This is a genomic window from Campylobacter sp. 2457A (genome assembly GCF_020135895.1).
Taxonomy (GTDB): domain Bacteria; phylum Campylobacterota; class Campylobacteria; order Campylobacterales; family Campylobacteraceae; genus Campylobacter_D; species Campylobacter_D taeniopygiae.
This window is the reverse complement of sequence record NZ_JACHTO010000060.1, coordinates 1-1,634: the sequence shown is the minus strand read 5'-3', so window position 1 is coordinate 1,634 and position 1,634 is coordinate 1. Positions and strand designations below refer to the sequence as shown.

The window sequence follows — 1,634 nt, the reverse complement described above, 5'->3', positions numbered from 1 at the left end:
GTATATTAACACTACCTTGCCCATTGTTAGTTACTGTATTGCCGTCTTTATCTTTACCAACATTGCCTTGATTAGAGATTACTAAATCAGCACTTCCGTTATTAACAATACCACCACCTATAGTAGCACCTTCTCCATTGGAGATTTCTAATTTATTATTACTATTGTTTGTGATAGAACCTGAAATACCTGTATCAGAAGTAGAGGTATTGACTATGGAGTCAAGTTGGCCACCTTCTTCTACTGTGATAGAACCTGTGATAGAACCATTACCTTGATTGACTATACCACCAGCTAAGCTACCACCTTCTTCTATCTTGATACCTGTGTCTTCATTATCACTACCAGAGCCAATAACACCTTCATTGATAATACCTGCTTTTCCACCTTTAACTTCACCTGATATTTTAATTAAGGTATCAAGTTGTTTTCCACCACCTATGAAAATACCAGCATTACCTCCTTCTACTTTAGCACCTTTTTTTACTTCAATACCTTTGGCTTTGATGCCTCCATTAGTTCCAGCTACATGGATACCATCTCTACCAGCTTTAATGATGCTACCAGATTCTAAGTTGATTTGGCCGAGGTCGATGTTTGGTGATTTATTGCCAACAGGGGTAAAACTTATTCCATCTAAACCAGCTTCTATAGTTCCATTATTGGTTAAAGTTTCTATTTTATTGCCAATTCCAATGACAATGCCATTAGTATTATTAGCTTTAATGAGACCTTCGTTTGTAAAATTTCTGATGGTAGCAGTTCTATTGTCAGAATCTGTTAAAATGAAAGCTCCTGCATATTTATGATGAGATGTTCCTTCTATAGTTCCAGTATTAGTAAAATTATCGATGGTTGAGGCCATAATATTAAATCCTAAAATGCCAGAAACAGTTCCTGAATTATTAATAGTTTCTATATCACCATATTCAATTTTAACTGCTCCTATCGCATTAGCTGTCTGCCCAGCTTGAGGTAAATCTTTTGTGCTGTTAGACTTTATAGTCCCCGTGTTTGTAAAATTCTTAATAGTAGGTTTTTTTGAATTACCTGTATAACCTAATTTTATCCCATTATTATTATCACTACTAATTATCCCGTTATTTGTAAATGTTTCTATAGTAGCATCATTGCTAATATTAATTCCTTGACCTTGAGTAGAACTTATAGTTCCACTATTAGTAAAGTTTTCTATAGTGGTATTTTTTATAAAGATACTTTCACCATCGTTTGAACTTATAGCTCCATCATTGGTAAAGTTTTCTATAGTTGATTTAGCGTTGTCATCTTTTGCCCAGATTACCACGCCAAATTTAGAGCTTCCATTGCCTATAGTTCCACTATTTTCAAAATTAGTTATGGTGGCACCATTATCCTTGCTATTGCCTATAACGATACTAGCTTTATCATTTCCACCTACTACTGTTCCTTGGTTTTTGAAAGTTTGGATAGAAGAATCATTACTAAAATTTATAGCAACACTACTATCGTTTGGTTTAACTGAACCACTTGCTTCAATAGTTAAAGAAATATTATTTGAATCGGTGATGGTAATTGTACCTTGTTTTTCTTCGCTAATTGTCCCACAATTACCACTAAGTTCGCATCCAGTAATTGTAGCATCAGCACAAGTA

At 34.3% G+C, this 1,634-nt stretch carries 1 pseudogene; it reads right to left on the bottom strand.

Going from position 1 to position 1,634, the window contains the following annotated elements:
- Positions 1 to 1,519: pseudogene (locus H2280_RS08280) on the bottom strand (hypothetical protein); the annotation flags it as partial.
- Positions 1,520 to 1,634: the final 115 nt, after the last annotated feature.